Source organism: Desulfolutivibrio sp. (assembly GCF_036584575.1).
In the GTDB taxonomy this organism is placed as follows: domain Bacteria; phylum Desulfobacterota; class Desulfovibrionia; order Desulfovibrionales; family Desulfovibrionaceae; genus Desulfolutivibrio.
Map to the genome: position 1 here is coordinate 1 of NZ_JAZHDB010000108.1, position 20,213 is coordinate 20,213.

Annotated in this window: 23 protein-coding genes; 5 read left to right on the plus strand and 18 right to left on the minus strand. The window is 62.8% G+C overall.

Going from position 1 to position 20,213, the window contains the following annotated elements; genetic code table 11:
- Positions 1 to 787: 16S rRNA (cytidine(1402)-2'-O)-methyltransferase (gene rsmI, locus V3572_RS08365; protein ID WP_332110531.1), on the minus strand; the 787-nt coding region annotated here is incomplete at its 3' end.
- Between the two features lie 282 nt (positions 788 to 1,069).
- Here rsmI and V3572_RS08370 point away from each other — a divergent pair.
- The 4 genes from V3572_RS08370 to V3572_RS08385 are packed head-to-tail and all read left to right on the plus strand — an operon-like array spanning position 1,070 to position 4,970.
- Complete coding sequence (locus V3572_RS08370; RefSeq protein WP_332110532.1) at positions 1,070 to 1,465, plus strand: hypothetical protein; 396 nt, start codon at positions 1,070 to 1,072, stop codon at positions 1,463 to 1,465.
- A gap of 20 nt (positions 1,466 to 1,485) precedes the next feature.
- The gene (locus V3572_RS08375) at positions 1,486 to 3,495 is read left to right on the plus strand and encodes a CoB--CoM heterodisulfide reductase iron-sulfur subunit A family protein (RefSeq protein WP_332110533.1); all 2,010 of its coding nucleotides are present in this window, start codon (positions 1,486 to 1,488) and stop codon (positions 3,493 to 3,495) included.
- Between the two features lie 12 nt (positions 3,496 to 3,507).
- Entirely contained in the window at positions 3,508 to 4,020 is a 513-nt protein-coding gene (locus V3572_RS08380; RefSeq protein ID WP_332110534.1) for a 4Fe-4S dicluster domain-containing protein, read from the plus strand.
- 32 nt (positions 4,021 to 4,052) lie between these two features.
- Entirely contained in the window at positions 4,053 to 4,970 is a 918-nt protein-coding gene (locus V3572_RS08385; RefSeq protein ID WP_332110535.1) for a CoB--CoM heterodisulfide reductase iron-sulfur subunit B family protein, read from the plus strand.
- Between the two features lie 104 nt (positions 4,971 to 5,074).
- Here V3572_RS08385 and V3572_RS08390 read toward each other — a convergent pair whose 3' ends face one another.
- From V3572_RS08390 to V3572_RS08440, 11 genes are all read right to left on the minus strand, one after another.
- Positions 5,075 to 5,401 carry a HigA family addiction module antitoxin gene (locus V3572_RS08390; RefSeq protein ID WP_332110536.1) on the minus strand — a complete coding sequence of 109 codons (327 nt, stop codon included), beginning with the start codon at positions 5,399 to 5,401 and terminating at the stop codon, positions 5,075 to 5,077.
- 14 nt (positions 5,402 to 5,415) lie between these two features.
- Entirely contained in the window at positions 5,416 to 5,703 is a 288-nt protein-coding gene (locus tag V3572_RS08395; RefSeq protein ID WP_332110537.1) for a type II toxin-antitoxin system RelE/ParE family toxin, read from the minus strand.
- Between the two features lie 121 nt (positions 5,704 to 5,824).
- Positions 5,825 to 6,127, minus strand: a complete 303-nt coding sequence (locus V3572_RS08400; RefSeq protein WP_163302284.1) for an RNA recognition motif domain-containing protein — start codon at positions 6,125 to 6,127, stop codon at positions 5,825 to 5,827.
- Positions 6,128 to 6,258: 131 nt separating this feature from the next.
- Complete coding sequence (locus V3572_RS08405) at positions 6,259 to 6,759, minus strand: single-stranded DNA-binding protein (RefSeq protein WP_332110538.1); 501 nt, start codon at positions 6,757 to 6,759, stop codon at positions 6,259 to 6,261.
- Positions 6,760 to 6,814: 55 nt separating this feature from the next.
- Complete coding sequence (locus V3572_RS08410) at positions 6,815 to 7,156, minus strand: hypothetical protein (RefSeq protein ID WP_332110539.1); 342 nt, start codon at positions 7,154 to 7,156, stop codon at positions 6,815 to 6,817.
- A 16-nt stretch (positions 7,157 to 7,172) separates the two neighbouring features.
- Entirely contained in the window at positions 7,173 to 7,823 is a 651-nt protein-coding gene (locus V3572_RS08415; RefSeq protein WP_332110540.1) for a biotin attachment protein, read from the minus strand.
- A gap of 93 nt (positions 7,824 to 7,916) precedes the next feature.
- Complete coding sequence (locus tag V3572_RS08420; protein ID WP_332110541.1) at positions 7,917 to 10,175, minus strand: carboxyl transferase domain-containing protein; 2,259 nt, start codon at positions 10,173 to 10,175, stop codon at positions 7,917 to 7,919.
- 78 nt (positions 10,176 to 10,253) lie between these two features.
- A complete protein-coding gene (locus V3572_RS08425; protein ID WP_332110542.1) occupies positions 10,254 to 11,672 on the minus strand; it encodes a biotin carboxylase N-terminal domain-containing protein in 1,419 nt (472 codons plus the stop codon).
- A 15-nt stretch (positions 11,673 to 11,687) separates the two neighbouring features.
- Positions 11,688 to 12,140, minus strand: a complete 453-nt coding sequence (locus V3572_RS08430; protein WP_332110543.1) for a PilZ domain-containing protein — start codon at positions 12,138 to 12,140, stop codon at positions 11,688 to 11,690.
- Positions 12,141 to 12,226: 86 nt separating this feature from the next.
- Positions 12,227 to 12,967 carry a flagellar motor protein MotB gene (locus tag V3572_RS08435; RefSeq protein ID WP_332110544.1) on the minus strand — a complete coding sequence of 247 codons (741 nt, stop codon included), beginning with the start codon at positions 12,965 to 12,967 and terminating at the stop codon, positions 12,227 to 12,229.
- Positions 12,951 to 13,712 (minus strand): motility protein A, encoded by a 762-nt coding sequence (locus V3572_RS08440; RefSeq protein WP_332110545.1) that lies wholly within the window; start codon positions 13,710 to 13,712, stop codon positions 12,951 to 12,953. The genes V3572_RS08435 and V3572_RS08440 overlap by 17 nt, the downstream gene beginning before the upstream one ends.
- 217 nt (positions 13,713 to 13,929) lie before the next feature.
- Between V3572_RS08440 and V3572_RS08445 the strand changes: the two genes are divergently transcribed.
- Complete coding sequence (locus V3572_RS08445; protein WP_332110546.1) at positions 13,930 to 14,760, plus strand: purine-nucleoside phosphorylase; 831 nt, start codon at positions 13,930 to 13,932, stop codon at positions 14,758 to 14,760.
- 102 nt (positions 14,761 to 14,862) lie between these two features.
- Here the strand turns inward: V3572_RS08445 and V3572_RS08450 are convergent, their stop codons facing one another.
- From V3572_RS08450 to V3572_RS08475, 6 genes are all read right to left on the minus strand, one after another.
- Complete coding sequence (locus tag V3572_RS08450; protein WP_332110547.1) at positions 14,863 to 15,273, minus strand: PqqD family protein; 411 nt, start codon at positions 15,271 to 15,273, stop codon at positions 14,863 to 14,865.
- Positions 15,260 to 16,186, minus strand: coding sequence for a hypothetical protein (locus V3572_RS08455; RefSeq protein ID WP_332110548.1), 927 nt, complete (start codon positions 16,184 to 16,186; stop codon positions 15,260 to 15,262). The genes V3572_RS08450 and V3572_RS08455 overlap by 14 nt, the downstream gene beginning before the upstream one ends.
- Positions 16,183 to 17,742 carry a sensor histidine kinase gene (locus tag V3572_RS08460; protein WP_332110549.1) on the minus strand — a complete coding sequence of 520 codons (1,560 nt, stop codon included), beginning with the start codon at positions 17,740 to 17,742 and terminating at the stop codon, positions 16,183 to 16,185. Before V3572_RS08460 ends, V3572_RS08455 begins: the two co-directional genes overlap by 4 nt.
- Positions 17,743 to 17,850: 108 nt before the next feature.
- Positions 17,851 to 18,555, minus strand: coding sequence for a molybdopterin-guanine dinucleotide biosynthesis protein MobB (locus V3572_RS08465; protein ID WP_332110550.1), 705 nt, complete (start codon positions 18,553 to 18,555; stop codon positions 17,851 to 17,853).
- Positions 18,556 to 18,608: 53 nt separating this feature from the next.
- Positions 18,609 to 19,268 carry an energy-coupling factor ABC transporter ATP-binding protein gene (locus tag V3572_RS08470; RefSeq protein ID WP_332110551.1) on the minus strand — a complete coding sequence of 220 codons (660 nt, stop codon included), beginning with the start codon at positions 19,266 to 19,268 and terminating at the stop codon, positions 18,609 to 18,611.
- Positions 19,265 to 19,960: an ABC transporter permease gene (locus V3572_RS08475; protein WP_332110552.1), complete on the minus strand. Its 696-nt coding sequence runs from the start codon at positions 19,958 to 19,960 to the stop codon at positions 19,265 to 19,267. The genes V3572_RS08470 and V3572_RS08475 overlap by 4 nt, the downstream gene beginning before the upstream one ends.
- Positions 19,961 to 20,213: the final 253 nt, after the last annotated feature.

The window sequence follows — 20,213 nt, forward strand, 5'->3', positions numbered from 1 at the left end:
CCCGGGCCGCCACGCGCCGGGCCGTCTCCCGGGGCCGCAGTCCCTCCCGGGCCACCTCCCCGGCCACCCGGCGCACCTCCGGGGCAGGCGTGGGCAGGCCGTCATCCATGGCCGGACCCACAACGACCGTGATCTCCCCCAGAACCTCCGGGGGATTCGCCGCCATATCCGACAACCGTCCGGGCAAAAACTCCTCGAAGGTCTTGGTCATCTCCCGGGCCACCACGCATTCCCGTTCGCCCAGGGCGGCCGACGCCGCGGCCAGGGTTTTGCCCAGACGGGTTTTGCGCTCGAAAAAGACCAATGTGGCCCCGGTCTGGGCGTGCTTTTCGAAGAGACGGCGGATGTCCGAGGTCTTGCGGGGCAAAAAACCAAGGAAGGTGAAGGGATAGGGCGGCAGTCCGGCGGCGCTTAAGGCTGCGGTCACGGCCGAAGGGCCGGGCGCCGGGGAGACGGCATACCCCGCCTCACGGCAGGCCCGCACCAGGCGGTAGCCCGGATCGGACAGAAGCGGCGTCCCGGCGTCGGACACCAGGGCCAGGGTCATGCCCTGGGCCAAAAGTCCCAACACCTGCTCCAGGCGGGCCTGTTCGTTGTGGTCGTGCAGGCTCAAAAATCCTTTGGCGGCAATCCCCAGGCGCTTGAAGAGAAGCCCCGTGCGCCGGGTGTCCTCGGCCAGCACCACGTCCGCCTCGGCCAGCAACCGGGCCGCCCGGGGCGAAAGGTCGGTCACGTCGCCAAGGGGCGTGGCCACCACAAAAAGTCGTCCTGCCGCGTCCCCGCGCATAGGCCCTCCCGTGCAGCCCCCTGTGGCGTCCTCGACGTTGGTGAATGCCCAAAAACATCCCAACAAATCGGAGAAAGAGATTTCTACGGGACGCGACGGGAGAAATAGCACGCCCCTGCCTGAACGTGAAGCACGCCGCCGCCTCGCCCCGCGCCCCGAGACCGGCGCGGGCTGCCCCCGGCCCCGGGCCTGCCAGGACGTTTGTGAAATAAAGATCAATGTGTTTCAATTATTGTTTCCAATGGCATACAGTGATAGCATGGATAGAAGTGACCAAAATGCATGGAGCATATTTTTTATGCTTTTTATGCTCCTTTTTTAATTACCTTGTTACCGAGAAGACACCGTAATGAAGATCATCCCCTCCATCAGGATTCGCAACAGCAAGCAACACCCTCCTTATCTCTTTCCAATTTGACCGGCATCTCAGGAATGAACAATGGATTTAGAAAGATAGGAAAGTATTCCGGGCTCTTGCCGCGCGGCGTCGCATCGGCTCGCCAGCGCGTATGGGACATGATCCCGTTGCGGGACGCAAGCTTGGCGGGATGGATGATGAAAGATGTCTCGCCGGGGCGGCTGATCCGGCGGACAGGGCGGAAGAAAAGGCCACGGGAAATCGGCGTGCCCGTCCGTGCGCCACAGTCATGGGGAACGGATCAGGCTGCGTTTTTTTGAAATGCGCCAAGGAGGAAGACATGGCGAAAGTCGGCGTTTACGTGTGTCATTGCGGCTCGAACATCGCCGGAGTCATCGACGTGGAGGCCGTTCGGACCTTTGCCGAGACCCTGCCGGACGTGGCCGTGGCCCGCAAGGAACTGTTCATGTGTTCGGACTCGGGCCAGGCAATGATCAAGCAGGACATCCGTGACGGCCTGGTGGACAAGGTCGTGGTGGCCGCCTGCACCCCGCGCACCCACGAGCCCATCTTCCGTGGCGCTCTTTCGGCCGGTGGGCTCAACAAATACCTCTTTGAGATGGCCAACATCCGCGACCAGGGTTCCTGGGTGCATGCCCAGGATCCCCAGGGCGCGACCCAAAAGGCCAAGAGGCTGGTGGCCAGCGCCGTGGGCAAGGCCGCGAGGCTGCATCCCCTGGAAGACAAGTACGTGGACGTGACCAAGGCCGCCCTGGTCATCGGCGGCGGCGTGGCCGGCATCTTCTCGGCCCTGGAATTGGCCAAGATGGGATTTAAGACCTACCTGGTCGAAAAAGAGCCCTCCATCGGCGGGGTCATGGCCATGTTGGACAAGACCTTCCCCACCAACGACTGTTCGGCCTGCATCCTGACCCCGGTCATGGTCGAGGCCGGAAACCATCCCAACATCGAGCTTCTGACCTATTCCGAGATCGAGGACGTGGAGGGATATATCGGCAACTTCAACGTCAAGGTCCGCCGCAAGCAGGCCTACGTGGACTGGAGCAAGTGTACCGGCTGCGGGGCCTGCGCCGAAAAGTGCCCCTCCAAAACGCCCGACGAGTTCAACATGGGCCTGTCGAACCGCAAGGCCGCCTACATCCATTTTCCCCAGGCCGTGCCCAAAAAGGCCGTGGTGGACATGGCCCACTGCAAGAGCTGCGGCGGCCGGGAGATCGGAACCGCACCCAAAATCAGCGAAAAAACCGGCAAGCCCATCCTGGCCCCCTGCGAAAAGGCCTGTCCGGCCGACGCCATCAACCGCACCCTTACGTGGGATCCGGCGGGCGAGATCAAGGAGATCAAGGTCGGGACCATCGTGGTGGCCACGGGTTTCCAGGTCATGGACAAGGGCTGGTTCAAGGAGATGGCCCCGGACAACAAAAACGTCATCACGGCGCTTCAGATGGAGCGCCTGATCTCGGCCACCGGCCCCACCGGCGGCAAGCTGTTGCGGCCTTCCGACAACCAAAAGCCCCACACCCTGACCTTTGTGTCCTGCGTGGGGTCGCGTGACGAAAAATACCACACCTACTGCTCACGGGTGTGCTGCATGTACATGATCAAGCAGGCCCGGCTCATCAAAGAGAAATATCCGGACATAAACATCTTCATGCACTTTATCGACGTGAGAAGCCCGGGCAAGGACTACGACGAATACTACACCGGCGCCCGCCGCATGGGCATCAACATCCTGCGCGGCAAGGTGGGCGGCCTGGAAGTGCTTCCCGGTGACAACCTGCGGGTTCTGGCCTACGACCTGGACGCCTGCTCCCCGGTGGAATACGAGTCCGACCTGGTGATCCTGGCCACGGCCATGGAGCTGCCGCCCGCGACCAAAAAGCTGGCCCAGACCCTGGGGCTGCAATTGTGCGGCTCCAACTTCTTCAAGGAACTGCATCCCAAGCTGGGCCCCGTGGAGACCGCAACCGAGGGCATCTTCCTGGCCGGCTGCTGCCAGGGCCCCAAAGACATCCCGGACACCGTGTCCCAGGCCAAGGGCGCTGCGGCGGCTGCGGCCGTGCCCCTGTGCCAGGGCCGGGTCAAGATCGAGCCCACCATCTCCGAGGTGCAGACCGAAAAGTGCAGCGGCTGCGGCATCTGCGTGCCCCTCTGCCCGTATAGCGCCATCAGCCTCAAGCCCTGCGCCGAGAAGCCCCGGGCGACCATCGACATCATCCAGTGCAAGGGCTGCGGCGTGTGCACGGCGGCCTGCCCCTCGGCGGCCATCGTGCTGCACGGCTACGCGGAAGACCAGATATTCGCCCAAATCGCGGCCCTGACCGCCTAAGGAGGAAGTTTCATGCCCGCAATCGTTCTCGACAGCGATAAGATAAAGGATTCCGTCAGGCGGATCATGGAATACGGCGGCACGGGCGTCCTCAAATGCGTCCAGTGCGGGGCGTGTTCCGCCGTGTGTCCCGGGGTCAAGGCCGGATTTCCGATCCTGTGCCGCATGCTCATCAAGAAGATCCTGGACGGCCAGTTCGAGGAACTGGTGGAAGAGACCTCCACCTGGGGCTGCCAGGCCTGCAACCGGTGTACCGAGGTCTGTCCCCAAGGCGTGCGGCCCCAGGAAGTGGTCTTTGCCTATCGCCGGTATCAGGCCAGCGAACTGGCCTTTTCCTCCTCCGCCACCACCAGCCAGATGAACCTGTACGGCACGGGGCACGCCGTGTTCACCGAGGCCGGGCCGCTACGCGAGAAGGTGGGCCTGCCCGCCAAGGCCCCCACCTCGGCCTATGACGAGAAGGCCCAGAAGGAAATCCAGGCCCTGCTCGACGATAGCCCCATGGGCGAACTGGGGCTGTTTTAGCCAACGCGACACGGCCAGAAGGAGATTTGGCAATGGAAAAATACGGACTCTATCTGGGATGCAACATCCCGTTCAAGGCCCCGGACATCGAACAGTCCTTCCGCAAGGTCTTCCCGGCGCTGGGCATCGAGGTCACGGACCTTCCCGGCGCGGGTTGTTGCCCGGCCTGGGGTACGGCCCCGTCCTTCGATCTGACCACCTGGTGTGCGGTTTCCGGCCGCAACATCACCATCGCCGAGGATCTCGGCGTGCCCATCATGACCGGCTGCAACAGCTGCTTCGGGGTCTTAAGCGAGGCCAAGCACTTCATCGAGGCCGACGCCTCCCGCAAAAAGATCATCAACGAAAAGCTCGGGGCCATCCATCGCGAGTTCAAGGGCACAAGCGACATCTACCACATCTCCCATGTCCTGCATGACACGGTGGGAGTGGAGAAAATAAAAGAGAGCCTGAAGTACGACCTCTCGGGGCTAAAGATCGCGGTTCAGCCCGGCTGCCACATCCTGTGGCCGTCGGACGTCTACCATGTGAAGGAGAAAAACTCGTTTTTCCCCACCCACTTGAAAGATCTGGTCGAGGCCCTTGGGGCGTCCGCGCCGCATTATTCGCGTCTGGAGGCCTGCTGCGGCATGGGCGGCATGCGCTCCACGGACGTGGAGAAGTCGCTTGAGCTGTTTAAGACCAAGCTCATGTCCATCAAGGAAGAGATCGATCCCGATTGTATCGCCACCACCTGCTCCTCCTGCTTTCTGCAGTTCGACATGTCGCAAAAGACCCTCAAAGAGCGCGGCGAAATCGACTTCGAGATCCCGGTCTTCTACTACACCCAGCTTCTGGCCCTGGCCATGGGATTCGACCCGGCCAACGTCGCGTCCATAAGCGTCACCCCCCGCGAGGCCATCATCGCCGAGATCCAGAACGAAACCCGCAAGGTCGAGGAGCACCTATGACCTACACACCCGACATCATCGGATTCGCCTGCCCGTGAGGCCCCCGCCGTCCAGGCCGCCATCGGAAAAACCATGGCCAGGATCACGGAGGAACTGGCCGCCGCTCAGGCCGACTGAGACCGGGACTTCGATCCGGACACCCGGGGAAGGGGCGAACTGATCCGCTCCACCACAATATCCCCTTCGTGCCGCCTGGCCTGCGCCAGATCATACGCCATCTGGAGCCGCAGCCACACCTCGGCGCTGCCGCCGAAGGCCTTGGACAACCGAATGGCCATTTCCGGCGACACGCCGGATTTGCCGTTGATCAGGTTATTGAGGGTCTGACGGCTGACGCCGAGCGCCCTGGCCGCCCCGGTGACGCTCAGCTCCAGGGGCTCCAGGCAGTCGTGACGCACCAAAAGCCCCGGATGCGGAGGGTTTTGCATCATGGCCCAAACCTCCTTTAATGATAGTCCAGATAATCGACTTCCGATGCATCTGTTCCGCTAAACCGAAATATGATCCGCCAGTTGGCCCGCACGACCACGCTGTACGATCCGGCCAGCCCCCCGGCCAGGGGATGCAGGCGAAAACCAGGCAGGTCCATATCCTCCGGCCCGTGCGCCTGGTCCAGCAAAGCCAAAATACGGCGTATTTTATCCACGTGTTCGGAGTTGAGCCCGCGCCTGTCGTCATGCTCATAGAGACGACGCAGCCCGCGATGCCGGAACGACACAATCATGGCCTGCATGTAAACTGACACGCGTCACTTGTCAACCAGGTCGCAAAAAAACGGGGGACCGGCCGCAACCGATCCCCCGCGAAGCACGAGCTGAAACCATCCGACCGTCACCGGTCAGAGTCATCCCATACTACCAGGAACGACGGGGGGGACGGCCGTCGCCGCCGCCGCCGCCGGGACGGCGCGGAGCGCGCTCCTGGGCCTCGTTGACCCGCAGATTGCGGCCCTGGAAGGGCTTGCCGTCAAGGGCCTCGACGGCCGAGGAGGCGCCCTGGTCATCCATCTCAACAAAGCCGAAGCCACGGGCGCGGCCGGTCTCGCGGTCGCTGATGAGGCTGACGGAGATAACTTCGCCGTAAGGGGAGAAATGGTCGCGGACATCGTCTTCCGAGCAGGTAAAAGGCAGATTTCCGACATACAGCTTCTTGGACATGGGTGTGACTCCTTCGGTTTTCGCATGCTTCTCATGGGATTTGGAGCCAGGATCGTACCATGGTCCAAGATTCGACAAGAATCATGTCGTTGGGTTACTTGCGGGTTCTGGGGACATGCCCTCCCGCGGGCCTAAAAGGGAACGTCGTCCATACCGGAGGCCTCGGACGGGAAGGCCGGGCCGAGCTCGTCGTCCGACCCGGAGCGCGCGGCCGGGCGGCCGCCCTGCTTCGGGCGTTCCTGACGCGGCTGGCCGCCGTACTCGCCCGGAGGCGCGTCGGCGGTCTGGGCGCGGTCCAACCCCTGTACCGTGTGACCGGGGCTCGTAACCACGACCTCGGTCGTGTAGCGGTCCTGTCCGTCCTGGCCCTGCCATTTCCGGGTGCGCAACGCCCCTTCAATGTACACCAACCGACCCTTGGACAGATAGTTGCCGCAAAATTCCGCAGAGCGGCCGTACACGGCCACTCGATGCCATTCAGTCTTTTCCACCTTGTTCCCATCACGATCACGATAGGATTCATCCGTGGCCAGATTGAAGTTGGCCACCGGGCTGCCCGAGGGGAGATAGGTCAGTTTGGGGTCCTGGCCGAGGCGGCCAATAAGAATCACTTTATTCAGACTTCCGGCCATGCCGATTCCTCCGGGCAACAAATAGGATGTATTTTAAACAAGAACAGAAACGAGGTCAACCCAGTCCTCGCTCCAGTTCCGACAAAGCGTCTTCTATGGCGTAACTGAGGGAATCGGCTGCCTGCGGGTTCCGGGAGGCCAGGGCCTCTTCCAATTTCCGGGCCAACTCGGCCACGGCGCGGATGCCCGGCCTGGGATCGAAGCCGCCCGAGACCGCAATATCGTCCAGGCGTACCCGGTCCCCAAGCGTCGCCGCCAGCTCCAGGACGCCCAGACCCTCCGGGGAAGGCGTCGCCTCCACGGGATAGGCCAGCCGCACGAGTTGCGGCCAGGCCTTTTTGACCTTTGCGGGGTCGACGGTCACGGCCGATACGCGAATTTGCAAAAAGGCGCCCACACGACCTCCTTTACAGTCAATTGCGTTCTTCCCAATCGCTATGCACCCGGTTGACCACGTCCTGTATGAGCCCCGTCTGGCTCTCGGGACAGACCCCGATGAGCGGCTGACCGGCCTCCACATTGTCGTCGTGCTGAAAATAGATGGCGTAGATGATGCCTTCCGGGCCGTCGTAGGACAGGGGCTTTTCGCGCTTCATGCGCGAGACGATGAAAAGCTCCATGCCCGGCTTGACCGTGACCGCCCGGCATCCGCCGGACTTGACCTTGATGTCCACGCTGGGGATGAAATAGTACTTGGCCCGCTCCGGCGCGGTGAAAAGGTGCAGCACGCGCTTTAAAATCGCGGCCACCACCTCGTCCTTGGTCAGGTAATGACGCAACACCAGAAGGGGCGTCCCGGCCTCCACGAAGGCGCCGCCGCGCTCCAGGTGGATGGACGCCACCTCGCCGCTGACCAGGGCATGCAGGGGCTTGACGTTGCGCTCCCGGGTGATGCTGGCCAGAAGCGTGCCCGGTTTTTCCAGGTAGGCTCCCGACGGGGCCGCCACCTTGCCCCCGGGCGCCTTGACCTCGAAGGTCACGATTCCGGTATGCGGGGCCTTGATCTCGATCTCCTCGTAGGGAGCGGCCTTTATCTCTTCCAGGACGGATTTGACGTCGATCATCTTCGCCCTCCTTCCCGGGCGCTGGTCCGGGGCATGCCCGGACACCCACGGATCATGCCTTCGTCCGCCGCGCAGACGGCGGCCGAAGGCCTGTTACCGGTAATAAAGATTGCGCCCGCCGATGGTCAAAAGCGCGTTCTTGAGGTTCTTTCTGACCTCGCGGCGATCCCAGATGCCCTGGACATGTCCCCGGGTCAGGGCCTGGTAGGCGTTGTGATAGTTTGGGGGGATGTCGATGCCGGTGGTTTCCTTGATGACGCCGGGGCCTGCGAACCCGATGTTGGAGGAGCGCACGGCGAACTGGTAGGGCGAGCAGCCCAGGAAACTGGCCACCGGCCCGGCGTAGGAATTGGTGTCGTAGAGCACGAGGTACAATCCCCCGGCCTCGATGTAGCGCCGCACGGCCATGGTCACCCGGGGCATCTGGATAAGTCCGTGCAGGCTCTCCTGAATGCGGATCCCGGCCGTGCCGTGGACGTAGGCCAGGAAAGGATAGTGCCGCTTGCGGGCCCGGGCCAGGGCCCGGATGAATTTCTCGCCCTCGGCCGCGCCCACGGTGCCGCCGCGAAACGGAGCGATGAGCACCGCCACCACCATTTTTTTGCCGTCGATCCGGGCCTCGTAGGTCAGGCAGGAGCTTTTCTTGCCGGTCTTTTTCTTGGCCGCCTCGAGCTTCTCCGGAAACCCCGGGTAGTCCAGGGGATTTCCGGCCTCGATCTCGGCATTGAATTCGTGCAGGGAGTCGACGTCGAAGACATTATGGAGATACCATTGGTATTCCATGGGGAAATGGTGTCCGCAATGGCTGCACACCCCGGCGAAGTCGCCGAAGAGGTCCGGGGCCCACAGGTCCGGGCAGCCGCTTTGCTTCATGTTGGGGCAGGTCACGGCCCGATCCTCGCGGGCCCGGGGGCTGATGTAGCTCCACCCCCAGTCCTCCAGGCAGGCCCCGAGTTCCGGCTGGGAGAGTTCCGTGAGCATGCGGCTTTTTTCCGCATCGCACACGGGCGCCCCCGACCGGCGGGTCATTTTCCGAATGGGGCCGGACATCTTGTCCACCACCACCCGGAGTTCCCCCTCGACCTCGCCCAAGGCCTTGGACAGGCGCCTCTCCTGCTTGCCCAAAAAATCGTAACGCAGAAAGGAATAGCCTGACCATACGGCGCCTTGCACCTTGGAGTACAGGCGCGAGGCAGGGGTCCTGCTGTCCACGAAGGCGTTTTCGGCCATACACCGGTATTTGCGATACCGGCGCCACAACAGCCGCTCGGCGGCGGCCTCGTCCACGGACCAGCGCACGTACATGCTCTCGGCGTCGGCCGGGGACACGTCCTTGTGGCGGCCCAGGACCATGGCCCGAAACAACTTCATCCCGGCGATGCCCAAAAAGACCTGGTCCGTGGCCCGGATGATCTCCTGGCGCAGGTTCTTGAAGAAATCGTAGTGGTAAGGCCGGGCCCCCAGGTGGGGTTCCTGAATGATCCGGTCCACATACCCCATGGACAGGTTGTCTTTGGCGGTCATCTTCAGTCGCGAGGCGCAGGCCCCGATGAGTTCCGGCGGCACGCGCTGCCCCTGGCGGGTGCCGGCCTCGATGGCCGCCGCGCCCTCGGGGGAGATGACCGAATAGTAGCCGTGCGAGAACATGAGCCGGGCGTCGGACAGGCCGATGGCCTCGGCCCCGCCCGAACCGCCCTCGGAAATGACGCTGACCACCGGCACCTTGAGCCCGGCCATCTCGTAGAGATTGCGGGCGATCTGCTGGGCCGCGCCGGGATAGTCCTCCACGGGGAAGGCCCCGGGCGTGGACACGAAGGTGTGGATGGGAATCTTTTCGGTCTCGGCGACCTTCATGTACTGCAAGGCCTTGGCGTTGCCCCAGGGCTTGACCGAGCCGCCGTTGCGGAACTCCTGCCCGTGCCCCTTTTCCTGGCCGATGACCATGACCGGCTGGTGGTGGACCTTGTCCCCCCGGCGGCGGGTGATGTAGGCCCGGGCGATGAGCATGCTGGGATCGATGCTGTATTCGTCCTGGCCGCCGATCTCGGTGTAATTGTCGTAGACGTTTTCCAGGATGTCCTTGAGGCTGACGCGCTGGGGGTGGCGCACGATGCGCACCACATCCATGGCGGAAAGCTCGGCGTCGAGCTTTTTCTCCAGGAAGACGAACAGATCTTCAAGCTGCTGCAAAAGCCTGGCCGCCTCTTGGGGGGAGGCCAGTCGTTCGCGTTCCCCAAATTCCCGAAGCTTCGATTCCAAGAGGGTGATGTTGGCGTTTTCCCTGGAACCGAAAATATCCCGTATGTATCCCAGCCGCTCGGACAACTCGGCGATGCGTTTCTCCGTATCCATATGTTCCGTCTTCGTACCTGCGCGCGTTGTTGCAGCCGGGGGTTCCCGGGCGTACCGCCGCCGTCGAGGGTGTCAGTATTAAAAATGAAGAAGTGCGGCGGTCTTGTCCCGTAAAAACGAGACGTTGGACCGCAGGGGCGCACCTGCCTGGTCCTCGCCCGCAAGAATCATGTCGTCCAGGAAGGACACCCCGCGGGCCTTGGCTTCGGCCAGATCGCGGCCCCAGACGATAGCCAGGGCCAGATTGGGATCATATTCCGTGGGGATCATATAGGCCGCATCCCCCGGGATATGCGAGTGAAATTTCAGCCATGGCTGCGCCTTGGGCGTGAACCGGTCGATGCGCCCCACCCAGGGCGTGAACCGGTTGGCCGGATCCTCGGCGATGATCCGGTATTCAATGCCCACTCCCTCAAACGTGATGTCTTGTTGATCATAGCCGAGGCTGTCGCCCAAGGCCAGTCGAATCTGCTCGGCGATAACATCCGCCCCGTCCCGGCCGTGAATCCGGGCGATGGCCGCAGAAACGCCGTTTTCCACCTGGATTCGGGTGTTGACCTCCATGAGGAAGGGTTGCCCCGTGGGGGAAACGATCCACTCCCAGGTGCCCACGTTATCATAGCCCACCTCCCTGGCCATGGCCAGGGAGAAGGTCACGATGTCGTCCATCACCTTTTTGGCGTTGAAGGCGTAATGGATCTCCTCGGGCCGAAATCCCGGGGCCACCTCGATGCGCTTCTGGCGACCCGTGGACTGCACCGAGCAGTTGCGGGTGCCGAAATGCATGATGCCCTTGCCCGTGCGGTCGGCCACGATCTGGACTTCCAGGTGGTTGAAGTCGAAGATGCGCTGCTCGATCAAGACGCCCTCGTCGTGGAACTGGCGCTTGGCATAGTTGCGCACCCGGCGATAGACCGTCTTGAACTGGTCGATGTCGTGGATTTCCTCGATGCCCATGCCGCCGCCCCCGGCCGAGGCCTTGACCAGGACCACGGAATTCTCCACGCCCTGTTCGGCCTGGAAGGCGAACAGCGTCTCGGCGATCTCCTCGGCCTCCATCTCGTCGTAGACCGGCCGGTCGGAGCCGGGCACGGTGGGGATGGACAGGCTGCGGGCCAGGCGCTTGGTGTTGATCTTGTCTCCCAGGGAACGGATGATGCGCCAGGACGGGCCGATAAAGACCAGGGGATGGGTGCGTTCCGTCACCCGGCGGGCGAACCGGAAATCCTCGGCGAAAAAGCCGTAGCCCGGATGGATGGCCGTGGCCTTGGCATGGTCGGCGACGGCCAGAATCTCGTTGGCGTCATGGTAGGAGCTGACCCGGAAGAGGTGGGAATCCCCGCCGAGTTGCCGGGCCAGGGCGGCATGTCCCGAGGCCGCGTCTTCTTTCGTATATATGCAGACAAAATCGAGGCCCAGCTTGCGGCAGGCCTGGACGATGCGCATGGCGATCTCGCCCCGGTTGGCCACCAGGACCTTATGCTTTGTATCGATCACGCTGTCTTGTTCCCGCTATGGGTTGCCGTCTTTTGAGGGGAAGGCCGTTTCCTGATCCCCGGGCTGCTTGTCCCGGGATTCCGCCGCCTGCTTATCGGCCAGTTCCCGGGCCTTGCGCAGGTCGATAAGCCGCTTTTGAACCTCAAGGACCAGTTTGTCCAGCCGTTGCTCCATCCGACGGTCAAGCCCGGCGAAATCCAGGCCCACAACGCCCTCGCCGAGCACCCGGACCACCTTCACGGGCATATCCCGCAAAAAGGGCCGGTGATGGATCTCCAAATCCAGAACGAGGGACTCTCCCTGTCGGAAACTTACGGTTTCGTCAAGCAGGGCCAGCCCGGTGGCGCTGATATCCTTGACCGGATAGGCCCGGTCATGGGCATGCACCCTGGCGTCAAGCCCCACCACCCTGGCCCGGAAGGCCCGGCGGGGACGTTCTTCGCCCTCAATGGTAAAATCAAATTCCATGCCGTCCGCCTTGCGTCCATACGCGCCTGTCGCGCGTTGCGCCGAGGAAAATCACGACTCGTGGCGTGTTGCGCCCCGGGCGGCCGCTATTCTCCGATCCACCGTTCCAGCACGAATTCCACCCGCCGGTTCCCGGCCCTGTTTTCTTCGGTGCTGTTCGGATAAAGGGGTTCTAAATCAGCTAATCCCGTAGCTGTCAATCGGTTCGGGGGCATGCCCTTGGCCACCAGGTAGCGCAGCACGTTCACGGCCCGCATGGCCGACACCTCCCAGTTGTCGTGGAACCGGGAGCCCTGGGGGGGAGGCAGGTTGTCGGTGAAACCCCGGATGTTGACCCGCTCCCCGGGCATCTTGATCAAAAAATCGAACATGGTATCCAAAAGGGTCTTGCCCTTGGCCGAAAGCTCGGCCGAATCCTTGTCGAAAAGCACGCCCGAGGGCATGTTCAGGGTGATTTTTCCGGCCTCCAGGGTGGCCGCCACCACGCCCTCCACGCCCTTGCTGGAGACGTAGGAGCGAAAATCGTTATACACCTTGCGTTGCTCGTTTATGATCTGCTGCTTGAGCTTGGCCTGCTCCACCATGACCGAGACGTCCTGGACCGAAATCGGCGAGGTCATGAGCTCCTTGCCCTTGGCCCCCATGGCCTTTTTCACCGACTGGAAGGAATCCGTAAATTTCTTGGTGTCCAGGGAGGACATGGAAAAAAGCAGGATGAAAAAGGCCATGAGCAAAAGAGACAGATCGGCCAGGGTAGTCAACCATTGACTGGGAACCTCGGACTCCGTCTCGTCCTCAAAGCCTTCTATTTCATCCTCGGCGCTCATAGCGACGCTCCCTGGGGGCAATGAAAGACGACAGCTTCTCGTAGACCAGCCTGGGGTTGTTGTTTTCCAGGATGCACTTGGCCCCTTCGAAAATGATCTCCAGTTGCAGGGTCTCGTTCAGGGTTCTGGAACGCAGTTTCCCGGCTATGGGCAAAAAGAACAGGGTGGACAACAGGGCCCCGTAAAACGTGGTGATGATGGCCACGGCCATGGCCGGGCCGATGGATTTGGGATCGTCGAGCTTGGCCAACATCTGAATGAGCCCAATCAGCGTGCCGATCATGCCGTAGGACGGAGAAAACCCGGCCAGGGACTTGAACACGCTCTCCCCCACGGCGTGGCGGCGCTTCATGGAACCGATCTCGATGCGAAGGGTCTCCCGGATGAGTCCGGCGTCGGCGTTGTCGGCAATGAGCTGACAGGCCTTTTTGAGGATGGCGTTTTCGGTCTGGATGTTCTCCAGGGCCAAAAGGCCCTCGCGGCGACTGATCTCGGCGATGCGCACCATCATGTTCACCACCTCGCCGTCTTTCACCTTGCGCGAGGCGAAAATCTTCATGCCCGCCGAAAAGGCCTGGAAGACCTCTTCGAAAGGATAGGTGACGCAGATGGAGGCCAATGTTCCTCCGACGACGATCATCAGACTCGGCACGTCGAAGAACTGCAGAAGCGAACCGCCCATGAAGATCGCGCCGAGAACCAGCGTAAGCCCCGTGGACAGACCAAGCAATGTGGCTATATCCATACCGTAAATTCCGCTCGTTGCCCCGTGCTGCTCCCTGCTTGAAACGGCCGAGACATCCCCCGGGTAAGGGACCGTACGGCCATACGAACCCTGCGAACACCCCCCCCGGCATCACGAACGCCTGGACATGGTCCAGGCCGACACCTGCAAAAGCCTCCCCTTTTCCAGATGCCCTATCCATGGTAGCCTGGGGTAAATCCTACCCAGCGAGAAATACATGCAAAATCCATCAGATGTAAAGCGCGCGTCGCGCCATGTGGCCAGTCTTCTGCACGCGCCGGAAAATAACGCCGTCGGCATGATTCTGGGCACCGGCCTGGGAGGGCTGGCGGATCGCCTGCAAGACCCCGTCTCCGTTGACTATGGGGATATTCCGGAGTTCCCCCGCGCCACGGTGGAGGGGCATCGGGGACACCTGGTGCGCGGCCGCCTGGCCGGGCGGGACGTGTTTTTGCTGAGCGGCCGCTTCCACCTGTACGAGGGCTATTCCCCGGCCATGGTGTGCATGGGCGTGCGCCTGCTTGGCGAACTGGGCGTGGCCCGGCTCCTCGTAAGCAACGCCGCCGGAGGGCTCAATCCCCATTTCGAGACCGGCTCGCTCATGGCCATCACCGACCACATCAATCTGACCGGAAAAAGCCCGCTCACCGGGGAAAACCACGCCCCCTGGGGGCCGCGCTTCCCGGACATGTCCCGGGTCTATTCCCCGCGCCTGCTGGATATTGCCCGGAAATGCGCCCTGTCCTCGGACATCCGCCTGGAACAGGGGGTCTACGCCGGAGTGATCGGCCCGCAAATGGAAACCCCGTCCGAGACCCGCATGCTGCGCATCCTCGGGGCCGACGCCGTGGGCATGTCCACGGTGCTTGAGGCTATCGCCGCCCGGCACATGGGCATGGAGATCCTGGGGCTGTCCTGCGTGACCAACGTCAATCTGCCGGACGACATGGCCGAAACGAGCCTTGCCGACGTTTTGGCTGTGGCGGGCAGGGCCGAAGGACGCCTCAGCACCCTGGTCACGGCCATCCTGGGCGATCCGGAATTTTAGTGTTGCGCTCAGTCTTTTCCGTTATGGTTTGGCAGGCAGCAACACCTTGAATTTAGGATTTTTATTCACAAAAAAACATACCTCTTTTTTGCGAACGCCATACTAGGCGTCCCCGTCCCCGGGGGCCTGAAACCCCACCAGCCCCCGGCGGCCAAGCTCCCGGAAAAACGAGGCCACGGCTATCTCGGCCTCGCGCGCGCCCAATCCGTAACGCCCGGCAAAGACCTCGGACACCTGGCGCACGCTTCGCACCCCATCCGCCAAGTCCCAGGTCGCGGCGCCCAGTTCGTCGAGTTCGATGGTCTTGTCCGAGGGCCTGCCGTCCCACACCCCAAACCGCCTGAGCATCCCGGAGAACGCGGGGCGCACGGTCACCGGATAGGTCAGGCGGATCTTTCCGCCCCCCGTGGTCTCCTGGCGTACGGCGGCGTTTTTCACCGGGACGAAGGACAAGGCCTCCCCCCGGGACAACCCGCCCCCACCGGCCGCCTTCTTTTTTCTAAAAAACCCCATAACCCGCGCACACCTTCTCGAATTCCCCGGCATCCGCCGGGACCACCCCGCACCACACCACGGCCGCCAGCTTGTTGGCGGCCTCCTCGCGCCAGACCAGCACCCGGGCCTGCCGCCGCCTGCGAAAAAACCGCAGAATCCCGCCCACGGCCGCATCAACCGGCCCACCGGGGGGGGGCGTGACCGCCAGGGCCGCCTCGCGCAACCGCCAGCGCGTCGGCGCAAACGCAAGCTGCACACCGGGAACGCTCAGTTGCTTCCCGGCAAAGGCCGCCACGTCCCCCCCGGCCAAAAGCACGTCCGCCGGGGCGAACCGGGCATAGCCCAGGGTGCGGCCCGGGCCGGAAAATTCCAGATCGAACCGGCCAGGCTGAAACGAAAACCGGGTCAGCCCCATCCCCTCCGGCGGCGTCAGCCGGATGCCGTACAGTTCAAAGGACGCCCCCTCCCGGCCATGATCCCTGATCGAGGCCAGAACCTCCCGGGCCACGGCCCCGTCGTCTTCCTCCCCGGCCGGAAAAAACCGGACCACCATCAGGGCGCCGCAGGTCCGGCACAGGCTGGCCACCCCGCGCGAGACCGGCGTCCCGGCACAGGAAAACCCCGCGTTTTCCCGGCCGGACAAGGCCGCCAGCCAGTCGCGGGGAATGGCGTTGTCCGAAATCTCCACGGCCACGGCGCTTTTTTTCAGCATGCGGCGCACCACGTCCACCGGGGCCGCCTTTCCCGCATTCCGGGTGAAGCGGACCTCCATCACCGGGCCGTCCGGCGACTCCAGGCCCAGATAGTCCCGACCCAGGCGGGCGGGCTCCCAGCCCTGAGGGACGCGCAGGCGCAGGCCGTTCCAGGCCAGGGGGCGAAACGCCGCCCCGGCCCGGGATGCGTGGTCGGATCGGGTTCCGGCTCGGGTCATGGAGTGGGGGTATGCAGGGACGCTTCCAGGCCGTCGTCGTCCCCGCCCGGCAGCCCCGAATGATCCCGGGGCCCGCCCGGGGCGGTCTGTGCGGCCGTGGGCACGGCCCGGGGCGGCTCGGGCTCCTTGGGCAGGATGAAATAGAAATTGTTGCCGTGGGGGGTGGGTTCATAGCCTTCGATGCCGCCGTGCAGCCTGACCACCTCCCGGATAAAGTACAGTCCGTGCCCGGTGCCGTACTCGCCCTTGGCGTTGTCGGCCCGGTAGCCCTCATCGAACAGGCGTACGGCCACTTCCTTGCCCATGGGCGGCCCGGAACTGAACACATTGAGCTTGATGCCGTCGCGGCCGGGGCCGAAGAAATCCTTCATGCCCTCCCACCCGTAGGACATGAACTTGCGAGTACGTCCGGTGCCTGGATCGGCCACCTCGCGGGCATACTTCACCACATTGGAAAAAAGATTGGCATAGACCTGGCTGATGAGGCCCACATCGGCCACGGCCTCGATCTCGGCGTCGGGCACGCCGCCCAGAGAGGTGTCGATCTCGATGCCGCGTTCGAGAAGACGCGGCCGGTACCGCTCCAGTTGGGGATCGATGACCTTTGTCTTGAAATTGCACATCCGCTTTTCCAGAACATAGCGCCCTTCTTCGAAATGACTCCGGCGCAAAAGCGTCTCCAAAAAAAGGCTAGTGTGCATGTAGTGGCTGAAAATCTGCTTGTACTGGTCAGCCATCCCGTCCCGGATGTATCCAATGTCCTTGAGAAGCGTTTCCCCGTCTTCCATCAGATCGCCAAGGCGGTCTCCGGTCTTGCGCAAAAACCGCTCCAGCTTACGCTCGTAGATGTCCAAAAGATCTATTTTTGAATGAAGCCGCTTATAATAAAGCTTGAAATAAATATTTGGGACGATGACGTTATGCCCGATGTCTTTCACCAGACTTCGAATGAACTGCACGTGCTCCTTGTTTTTGTTGTTGATAAGACGATTGTGCAGTTGGTAGCCGAACCGGTTGGCATAGCGCTCGAAATAGAGTCGGTCGTGTTCGGTGAGCTTGTCGGCCGGATGCACGCACAGCACGCCGATGATGTCGCCGTGGGGCGTGAAGGGAAGCTGGCTGATCAATTCGTGGTTGCCTTTGATGGGCAAAAAGAAATGATTTTCGGCAACCAGGGGTTTTTCGGGAAATATGGGCTCGGGCGATTCGGCCAGGGGCGAGGTCAGGCAACGGTAGGCACAGCGCTTGAGGATGCCGTCCTTGCTGTCCAGAAGATACAGGTCGCACTCGACATCAAAAAACATGCGCGGAATGAGCAGGCAGATGGCGTAGAGATCCTCCAGTTCGGGGAACTCCTGGGCCAGATCGAAAAAGACGTTCAAGGAGATGCTTTGGTGCGAGGTGAACCCGTAGGAATCGTAGTCGTCCATCTTGCGATGGATGCGCTTGGCCACGGTCTCGAGCCGGGCGCGTTCGATGATGAAGGCGTCTGTGGGCAGGCCGGAGGGTGTCTCCGGGACAGACAGGGGCCGTGGGTCGTCCTCTGGCATAGGCATCGCAAGGGCTCGTGTTCAGGTTGCCGATACCCGATCCTTACCCGCGAAAAGCGGCAAACACAAGACGCCTTACGGACGTCAGACGACAAAATGGCGCTCTCCCAAACGTCAGGCATCCAGGCCGATCTCCACCCGCCCGGGGGCGAAGCCTTTGAGTTGGGCCAGCATGGCCTTGATTCCGGCCGCGAGGATGCGTTCCACGAAGGGATTCATGGCCAGGGGCACGCCGCCCACGGTGACGCGCATGGCCTCGCGCACGGCCTGACAGTCCGCCGGGGCGGCATTCCCGGCCACGATGCGGGCGGCCATCTCCGCGCAAGAGGGCTCCCCGCAGGCCCCGCAATTGAGGCCCGGCAGTAAAAATCCCCTGGACAGGGCCAGGTCGGCCAGCTCCTCCACGTCGCGCAGGTGCGGCAGCCCGGACGCCCCCACCTCGCCGAAGGTGGCCAGGGCCAGGCCGGGCTGCAAGGCGGCGGCCTCGGAGGGATCGCGCAGCACCAGCACCCGGGGCAAAAAGGCCAGCTCCTTGCCGCCTTCGACCACCAGGACATCGGCGTCGAGCAGGGGCAGGACGTCGTGCAAAAACCGTGGGCCGCTCCAGAAAACCGCGCTTTCGGCCGGGGTGAAGGCGGCCACGGCCCGACAGTGGGCGGCCAGCCGGTCGGTATCCGTATCGGCCTTGTCCAGGGAGGGATTGTGGGTGAACTTGGCGGCGGACACGGCAAGCCCCCGGGCTTTGAGGGCTGCGGCAAGCTCCAGGGCCAGGGAGGTTTTCCCGGATTTTTTATATCCGACGATCTGTATGGCTTTCATGGCACGGCTCCTTGTGAGGCCCATCGGGTCGGGCATTGGGGATGGGGGACGCTTCAACGCATGGTCTCGACGATGCGGCCGCTTTGCATGGCCAGCACGGCGTCGCTGACCTCGGTGAGCCAGCCGATGTCATGGCTGACCACCACCAGGCTGGTTTCCAGGCGGTCCCGGGCGTCCAGGGCGGCCTGACGCACGAGTTCGGCGGAAACGCCGTCCAGGCTGGCCGTGGGCTCGTCGAGCAAAAGGACCGTGGGCTCGAAGGCCAGCCTCGAGGCCAGGGCCACGCGCTGGGCCTCGCCGCCCGAGAGTTCATGCCGGGCGCGGTCGGCGAAACGGGCGGGATCGAGGCCCACGGCGGCCAGGGCCTGGTCGGTTTTTTCCCGGATATTTCCGATTCCGCGCACCTTGAGGCCGTAGGCCACGTTGCCTCTGACGCTACGGCGCAGCAGATAGGGATTTTGGACCAAAAGCGTCACCCGACGCCGCAGTTCCCTTTCCCGGCCGAGGCTGGGTCGCCCCTGGAAGCGCACCTCGCCGCCGGTCGGCCGGTCGAGGAAGGCCAGGAGACGCAAAAGCGTGGTCTTGCCGCTGCCGTTTGGGCCCGTGACCCCGACAATGGCCCCCCCGGGGATATCCAGGGCGGGGATGTCCAGAACGACACGACCGCCATGGGACTGGGTCACGTTTTGCAAGTGATAGAGCGGCGCGTTCATTTTTCCGAGATTCTCCGGAAGGCGGACACGGCGATGTTGACGGCAAAGGCCACGACCATGAGCACCAGCCCCAGGGCGATGCCCATGGCGAATTCCCCCTTGGAGGTTTCCAGGGCGATGGCCGTGGTGATGGTGCGGGTGTGCCACTTGATGTTGCCGCCCACGATCATGGCGATGCCCACCTCGGAGACCACGCGCCCGAAGGCGGCCATGGCCGCGAGCATGATGCCGAAGCGGGTCTCCCACAGGGTGGTCGCCACCACCTGCCAGGGGGACGCGCCCAGGGTCAGGAGGGTGGGCCTCAGCCGGGCGTCCAGATTTTCCACGGCCGAGGCGGTGAGCGCGACGATGATGGGCAGCCCCAGGATGGTCAGGCCGATGACCATGCCCGGAACGGAATACAAAAGGCCCATGTCGCCCAGGGGCCCCCGCCTGGAGATGAAGGCGTAGACCAGAAGGCCGATGACCACGGTGGGGAAGGACAGCATGCTGTCCACGAAGGTCCGGGCGGCGCGCTTGCCGGGGAAATGGGCATATCCGAGCAGGAACCCGGGCACGACGCCAAGCCCCAGGGACGCGGCGATGGCCAGAAGCGAGGTGATCGCCGTGACCTGTATGGCGGAAAAGGTCTGGGGATCGCCGGAGACAAGCAAGACAAGGGCCTGCCGCAACCCGTCCAATATATAATCCACCCGCCCTCCTTCCGTCCGCCCGTCCGCTTACCCTTCCTATTGCCAGCATTATAACAAAGGTGGTCAAATTCATGAATGAACTCAATTTTTAATCCTGCATTAATCAAAGCATTCACCACATCTGAGATAGAATACATCCAACAACTCTATGAAATCAAAGATTTGTATTATGGCTATTTATCGACAAGTGCTTGGGAAGTGGCAGCCCGCACGGTCAAGTTTTTTCTTTCGCCCTGCGTCGGGGCTGCCGACC

What these genes read in the sequence shown, in the direction of transcription:
- V3572_RS08370 (WP_332110532.1), top strand. Translation starts at nt 1,070, where the DNA reads ATGGAGCATATTTTTTATGCTTTTTATGCTCCTTTTTTAATTACCTTG.
- V3572_RS08375 (WP_332110533.1), top strand. Translation starts at nt 1,486, where the DNA reads ATGGCGAAAGTCGGCGTTTACGTGTGTCATTGCGGCTCGAACATCGCC.
- V3572_RS08380 (WP_332110534.1), top strand. Translation starts at nt 3,508, where the DNA reads ATGCCCGCAATCGTTCTCGACAGCGATAAGATAAAGGATTCCGTCAGG.
- V3572_RS08385 (WP_332110535.1), top strand. Translation starts at nt 4,053, where the DNA reads ATGGAAAAATACGGACTCTATCTGGGATGCAACATCCCGTTCAAGGCC.
- V3572_RS08390 (WP_332110536.1), bottom strand. Translation starts at nt 5,401, where the DNA reads ATGATGCAAAACCCTCCGCATCCGGGGCTTTTGGTGCGTCACGACTGC.
- V3572_RS08395 (WP_332110537.1), bottom strand. Translation starts at nt 5,703, where the DNA reads ATGCAGGCCATGATTGTGTCGTTCCGGCATCGCGGGCTGCGTCGTCTC.
- V3572_RS08400 (WP_163302284.1), bottom strand. Translation starts at nt 6,127, where the DNA reads ATGTCCAAGAAGCTGTATGTCGGAAATCTGCCTTTTACCTGCTCGGAA.
- V3572_RS08405 (WP_332110538.1), bottom strand. Translation starts at nt 6,759, where the DNA reads ATGGCCGGAAGTCTGAATAAAGTGATTCTTATTGGCCGCCTCGGCCAG.
- V3572_RS08415 (WP_332110540.1), bottom strand. Translation starts at nt 7,823, where the DNA reads ATGATCGACGTCAAATCCGTCCTGGAAGAGATAAAGGCCGCTCCCTAC.
- V3572_RS08420 (WP_332110541.1), bottom strand. Translation starts at nt 10,175, where the DNA reads ATGGATACGGAGAAACGCATCGCCGAGTTGTCCGAGCGGCTGGGATAC.
- V3572_RS08430 (WP_332110543.1), bottom strand. Translation starts at nt 12,140, where the DNA reads ATGGAATTTGATTTTACCATTGAGGGCGAAGAACGTCCCCGCCGGGCC.
- V3572_RS08435 (WP_332110544.1), bottom strand. Translation starts at nt 12,967, where the DNA reads ATGAGCGCCGAGGATGAAATAGAAGGCTTTGAGGACGAGACGGAGTCC.
- V3572_RS08440 (WP_332110545.1), bottom strand. Translation starts at nt 13,712, where the DNA reads ATGGATATAGCCACATTGCTTGGTCTGTCCACGGGGCTTACGCTGGTT.
- V3572_RS08445 (WP_332110546.1), top strand. Translation starts at nt 13,930, where the DNA reads ATGCAAAATCCATCAGATGTAAAGCGCGCGTCGCGCCATGTGGCCAGT.
- V3572_RS08450 (WP_332110547.1), bottom strand. Translation starts at nt 15,273, where the DNA reads ATGGGGTTTTTTAGAAAAAAGAAGGCGGCCGGTGGGGGCGGGTTGTCC.
- V3572_RS08455 (WP_332110548.1), bottom strand. Translation starts at nt 16,186, where the DNA reads ATGACCCGAGCCGGAACCCGATCCGACCACGCATCCCGGGCCGGGGCG.
- V3572_RS08460 (WP_332110549.1), bottom strand. Translation starts at nt 17,742, where the DNA reads ATGCCTATGCCAGAGGACGACCCACGGCCCCTGTCTGTCCCGGAGACA.
- V3572_RS08465 (WP_332110550.1), bottom strand. Translation starts at nt 18,555, where the DNA reads ATGAAAGCCATACAGATCGTCGGATATAAAAAATCCGGGAAAACCTCC.
- V3572_RS08470 (WP_332110551.1), bottom strand. Translation starts at nt 19,268, where the DNA reads ATGAACGCGCCGCTCTATCACTTGCAAAACGTGACCCAGTCCCATGGC.